Raw genomic sequence first — 5,833 nt, forward strand, 5'->3', positions numbered from 1 at the left:
GGCGTCAGATGTGTATAAGAGACAGCTATCTACTCGAACAAATCCGGCTGGTAGATCCCAAAATTATCCTACTTACAGGTGCCACAGCGGTAAAAGCAATTACAGGTAAAAAAGACGGCATTACCAAAATTCGCGGCACTTGGATCGAATGGGAAGGCAGATGGTGTATGCCAATTTTTCACCCCGCCTATTTACTGCGCAATCCCGCGCCAGATGTCGGTAAGCCCAAATGGCTGATGTGGCAAGATATTCAAGCCATCCGTGCCAAATTAGACGAACTGAGCACCTAAAAAATCCCCTCCTTAAGTGGCTCCCAATTCCCAACTCTCAATATTTTCAATTCTCGATCGAGAATTGGGCATACTCATAACTAATCAGTCTCAACCAAACACGATCGAGTATGGCTAAGGTAGCAAACGAGTATGCAGTGCATCTGCTATTATCAGGCGGTCATCGCGAGGAAATCCGTTTTCCTACCGTCCAAGATTTTCAAAAATGGTATAGTAATGAACTGATGCCCAAATCCAGTTCTAGCGATTTTATTACCGTACCTTTGAAAAATAGTCAAGGTGAATACATGGTAATTCGCCCTAGCTGTGTCGAAGCAATTCGCGTCGAACCTGTATTTGCATCGAGTATCGATCGCGATTATTAGATTAGGCTTTAGGCTTTAGGCTTTAGGTTTTAGGCTTTAGCGTAACCTTGCAGGCTTGACGGATCAGTCCCCAAAACTAGAGCAACAGTGATACAACTAACGATCGATCTAGACGACGGTGCTGGAAACATGACATCTCTAACTCTCGTCACCGATTGCATTGTCCAAGCGTTATTTAAGAATTTTTCATGATTAAAACACTGGCTTTACTCACTTTGAATCTAGGTATTGCGCTAGGATTCAACCAGCAATCATCCGTGCGGGTGAGTGCGGCACCCCCAGCCAATGTCCAATCCGAACGGGGTAGCTCCACGACTAATACTAATAATTATGAGCAAAATTCTGTAGGCTTTGACGAGCAACTGTGGGGCAAATCTGGCGATAAACTGGCACTGCTCAAATCACTCGACAATAGTCTCCGCTACATAGAAACCCCCGCTGCTGTTAAAGCCTACCAAAATTATGCAGTACAGGGCATCAATCGCGATCGAGTGCGCCGCTCTCTAGTCAGATTTCGCCAATTAGTAAACAAGAGTACTTCTGCTGGCGAACTCCAAGCCTCAGTCAAAAAAGAATTTGTCTTCTATCAATCGGTCGGTAAAGATAATAAAGGTACCGTAACATTTACTGGCTACTACGAACCAATTTATACAGCTAGCCGCAAACAAACTGCTGAATTTAAATATCCGCTGTACAAATTACCTGCAAGTTTTAGTAGTTGGAAAGATCCCCAACCCGACCGACTCGCGTTAGAGGGCGCAGATGGCTTACAAGGCAGCAAAAGCGAGTTAGCTGGCAATGAGATCTTCTGGATGCGCGATCGATTTGAAGCCGTATTAGTGCAGATTCAGGGTTCGGCAGAATTCAATCTCACCGATGGTACTAAAACCACAGTCGGTTATGCTGGCGGTACGAATTTTGCTTACACCAGTATCGGTAAAGAACTCGCTAAAGATGGTAAAGTGACACCTGCACAACTGACATTGCCAGGAATTATTCGTTACTTCCAAGAAAATCCCCAAGAACTAGACGTCTACATTCCCCGCTGGAGACGATTCGTGTTTATGAAGGAAACCTTCAAAGGCGATCCGATGGGCAGTATTAATGTGCCAGTCACGCCAGATCGATCGATCGCTACAGACAAATCGATGATGCCACCAGGCGCGCTAGCTCTAGTGCATACCGAGTTACCTTATTCAAACGGTCGATCGATCGAACAAAAATTGGTCAGTCGCTATGTATTGGATCAGGATACGGGTAGTGCGATTACTGGCCCCGGACGCGTAGACTATTTTATGGGTAAAGGTAAAATTGCAGGCGATCGTGCGGGCGTTACTGGTGGGCCAGGGCATCTGTATTACTTATTGTTGAAGAGCTAGTGAGAGAGTGGATGGGTAGATGGGTGGATGGGTGGATGGGTAATAAGCAAAGTAAATCTTAACTAATCCCCAACTCCCCGCTCCCCCCTCCCAACTCCCAACTCTCCCATCAACAACAAGTCAGGCTATATTTGGTAAAATATCGATCGGAACTCTCCACCTCTTAGCCGCACTTCACCCATGCCCGATTCCAGTACTACCTCACCATCGATACCTTCAGATATCGCCGAGTTGCAGGAAAAATTTACAACTAATATCTCCAAAAATCAGTTGCAAATCCTCCCCCAGCTTGTTGCTACTGGGTTACCAGGCATTGAATTTTTAAGCGAGTGGCTCCAACAACAACGGGGTACAGAGCCGACAATCGTCGGCGGAGCAGTGTATCAAGCTCTATATCAGAGCGAACTGCCCGCAGCCAAAGATTTTCTCGATCGCGAATTTCCTACGGGCATCGTACCCTTAACATCGAGCGTGGGCATCGATTACACGCAACTCCAGCAATTGCTCGCCCAACGCAACTTTCAAGCCGCAGATAAGCTCACCAATGAGAAGCTATGCGAACTTGCAGGTGCGGACGCCGTGCAACGCAAGTGGATCTATTTTACCGAAGTCGAACAGTTACCCACGATCGATCTACACACGATCGATGCGTTATGGTTGTTTCATTCTGAAGGTAAATTTGGATTCTCGGTTCAGCGCGAAATGTGGCTGGGTATGTCTAAAAATTGGGATAAATTGTGGCCGAAAATCGGCTGGAAAGAGGGTAATAACTGGACTCGATACCCCGGCTCGTTCACTTGGGATTTGACCGCGCCTAGAGGTCATTTACCGCTTTCCAATCAATTGCGCGGCGTCCGAGCAATTTCTTCATTGCTATCTCATCCTGCTTGGGAAAAGTAGCGACGGAGTTGGGAGAGGGGGAGACTGGGGGACTGGGAGACTGAGAGACTGGGAGACTGGGACAGATAATTATTCTTTTGCTCATAACCCATTACTCATTACTCATTACCCATTACTCATAACAGACCCAACCATCCACCCGTTATTCCCTATCCACACGATCCCCATGCAATTAGTGAATAATTTAGAGGCTTTTGTATAGCTCGATACAAAATAAATTCGCTAATCTACCTAGCCTAATAAACACTCAGGATTATTGTAGCTAAGGTAGCATTGGCATGGCAAAACGGTTAGTGACGATCGGCAATGGGATGGTCGGTCATCGGTTCTTGGAACAGATGGCAGCAAAAGGTGCGGATTGGGAGCTAATCTGCTTTTGCGAAGAGCCACGGGTAGCTTACGATCGCGTCAATCTCAGCGGTTATTTTGCAGGGAAGACAGCGGCAGATCTATCTCTGGTCGAGCCGGATTTTTATAAGGACAATCAGATCGAGGTACATGTCGGCGATAAGGCGATTAGTATCGATCGAGCCAATAAGACCGTCACGTCTGCTAAAGGGCTGACGATCGGTTACGATAAGCTCGTGCTGGCAACTGGTTCCTATCCATTCGTACCGCTGATCAAAGGAAACGATTTGGAAGGTACTTTTGTCTATCGGACGATTTGCGATTTGGAGGCGACTGAAGCGTATGCCAAAAATTGTAAGGTAGGCGTGGTTGTCGGTGGTGGTTTACTCGGTTTGGAATGTGCCAATGCGCTCCAAAATTTGGGACTCCAAACCCATGTAGTTGAATTCATGCCGCGATTGATGCCCGTACAGGTAGACGAATCTGGTGGGGCGGTATTGCGTCAGAAGATTGAAGATTTAGGCATCGGTATTCATACAGGCAAATCGACGACGGAGATTGTCGCGGACGAAAATGGGCGCGTCTGCAAGATGTTATTTGCTGACGGTACCGAGTTAGAGACAGATTTGATCGTGTTCTCGGCGGGAATTCGCCCCCAGGATGAGTTAGCGCGTCAGAGCGAACTGAAAATTGGCGATCGCGGTGGGATTGTTATCGACGATAATTGTCAAACATCCGATCCAGATGTATATGCGATCGGTGAATGCGCGTTATACAACAATCAAATTTTCGGCCTCGTCGCGCCTGGTTATCGGATGGCTGAAGTGGCCGCAGATAGACTTTGTGGCAGCGACGCCAATAATTTTACGGGCGCAGACATGTCCACCAAATTGAAGCTATTAGGCATCGATGTGGCGAGCTTTGGCGACGCTTTTGGTAAGACGGCTGGCTCGAAAGTAATTAAAATTGACGATGCGATTGCAGGTACCTACAAAAAGCTGGTAGTTAATGAAGATGGTACCCGTTTACTCGGCGGGATATTAGTTGGCGATGCCACTGTTTACGGTACATTGCTCCAATTGATGCAAAATCAGATGGCATTACCGCCGCATCCAGAGGATCTGATTTTACCGCCCCGCAGCGGTGCGAGTACGGCGATGGGCGTAGACCAATTCCCCGATACCGCCCAAATTTGCTCGTGTAATAACGTCACTAAAGGTCAAATCTGCACCGCGATTCAAGAACAGGAACTGCGAGATATCAGTAGCGTCAAATCTTGTACCAACGCCGGAACTGGTTGCGGCGGTTGCGTGCCGTTAGTTACCGACTTACTCAAATCCGAACTCAAAAAAGCCGGAATTGCAGTTAATAATAACCTGTGCGAACACTTCGCCTTCTCCCGTCAGGAATTATATAGTCTTGTTCGATCGCAAGATATCCATACTTTTCAAGCCTTACTCGATCGATATGGTACCGGACGCGGTTGCGAAATTTGCAAACCAGCCGTCGCGTCGATCCTCGCCTCCGCTTGGAACGACCAAATTCTCGACGCACCACACGTCGGCTTGCAAGATACTAACGATGCCTTCCTCGCCAACATTCAGCGCGATGGTACCTACTCAGTCATTCCCCGCATCCCTGGCGGCGAAATTACCCCCGATAAACTGATCGTCTTGGGCGAAGTTGCCAAAGAATTTGGCCTCTACACCAAGATTACGGGCGCGCAACGCATCGATTTACTCGGCGCGCGGGTAGACCAACTCCCACACATTTGGCAGCGGCTGGTGGCGGCTGGCTTTGAATCCGGACATGCCTACGGTAAAGCTCTGCGGACGGTCAAATCATGTGTCGGTAGCACCTGGTGCCGCTTTGGCGTCCAAGATTCCGTCGGACTGTCGATCGAGGTAGAATTACGCTATCGCGGTCTGCGCGCGCCCCACAAGCTCAAATCCGCCGTCTCTGGCTGCACCCGCGAATGTGCCGAAGCTCAAAGCAAAGATTTTGGAATTATCGCCACCGAAAAAGGTTGGAACCTGTATGTATGCGGTAACGGCGGGATGAAGCCCCAACACGCGCAGCTATTAGCCGCCGACTTGGATAAAGAAACCCTGATTCGCTATATCGACAGGTTCTTAATGTTCTACATCCGCACGGCCAACCGCTTAGAACGCACGGCAACGTGGTTTAATAAACTCGAAGGCGGCATGGAATATCTGCAAGATGTGATTATTAATGATTCCCTCGGCATCGCCGCCGAACTCGAAGCAGAAATGGCACATCAAGTCGCTACCTATGCCTGCGAGTGGGATGTCACCCTCAAAGATCCCGTCAAGCTGCAACGCTTCCAACACTTCGTCAATAGCGACGCAACCGATCCGAATATCGTCCAAGTCGAAGAACGTGGCCAAAAACGTCCCGTTTACGAACACGAACGACAATTACTTTCGATCGACAGTTAAAATAAGTTAATTTAGGTAGGGGTAATTCATGAATTACCCCTTGTATCCTAGAAGAGATTGCATTAGCGATCGATCGCCAGCACCACAGGAAG

Annotated in this window: 5 protein-coding genes; all 5 read left to right on the forward strand. The window is 48.1% G+C overall.

Annotated features, from left to right (window positions below):
- On the forward strand, window positions 1–290 hold a 290-nt coding region (locus C7B77_RS21965; RefSeq protein WP_281261381.1), incomplete at its 5' end, for a uracil-DNA glycosylase family protein.
- A 110-nt stretch (window positions 291–400) separates the two neighbouring features.
- Window positions 401–655: a hypothetical protein gene (locus C7B77_RS21970; RefSeq protein WP_015162621.1), complete on the forward strand. Its 255-nt coding sequence runs from the start codon at window positions 401–403 to the stop codon at window positions 653–655.
- 188 nt (window positions 656–843) lie between these two features.
- On the forward strand, window positions 844–2,034 hold the full coding sequence (gene mltA / locus C7B77_RS21975) for a murein transglycosylase A (protein ID WP_106309889.1): 1,191 nt from the start codon (window positions 844–846) through the stop codon (window positions 2,032–2,034).
- A gap of 180 nt (window positions 2,035–2,214) precedes the next feature.
- The gene (locus tag C7B77_RS21980; protein WP_106309892.1) at window positions 2,215–2,934 is read left to right on the forward strand and encodes a GUN4 domain-containing protein; all 720 of its coding nucleotides are present in this window, start codon (window positions 2,215–2,217) and stop codon (window positions 2,932–2,934) included.
- 278 nt (window positions 2,935–3,212) lie between these two features.
- Window positions 3,213–5,741, forward strand: a complete 2,529-nt coding sequence (gene nirB, locus C7B77_RS21985) for a nitrite reductase large subunit NirB (protein WP_181243963.1) — start codon at window positions 3,213–3,215, stop codon at window positions 5,739–5,741.
- Window positions 5,742–5,833: the final 92 nt, after the last annotated feature.

Source organism: Chamaesiphon polymorphus CCALA 037, assembly GCF_003003845.1.
Lineage (GTDB): Bacteria > Cyanobacteriota > Cyanobacteriia > Cyanobacteriales > Chamaesiphonaceae > Chamaesiphon > Chamaesiphon polymorphus.

Bases quoted from the DNA above. Each gene is read 5' to 3' on its own strand.
- C7B77_RS21970 (WP_015162621.1), top strand. From the start codon at position 401: ATGGCTAAGGTAGCAAACGAGTATGCAGTGCATCTGCTATTATCAGGC.
- mltA (WP_106309889.1), top strand. From the start codon at position 844: ATGATTAAAACACTGGCTTTACTCACTTTGAATCTAGGTATTGCGCTA.
- nirB (WP_181243963.1), top strand. From the start codon at position 3,213: ATGGCAAAACGGTTAGTGACGATCGGCAATGGGATGGTCGGTCATCGG.
- C7B77_RS21980 (WP_106309892.1), top strand. From the start codon at position 2,215: ATGCCCGATTCCAGTACTACCTCACCATCGATACCTTCAGATATCGCC.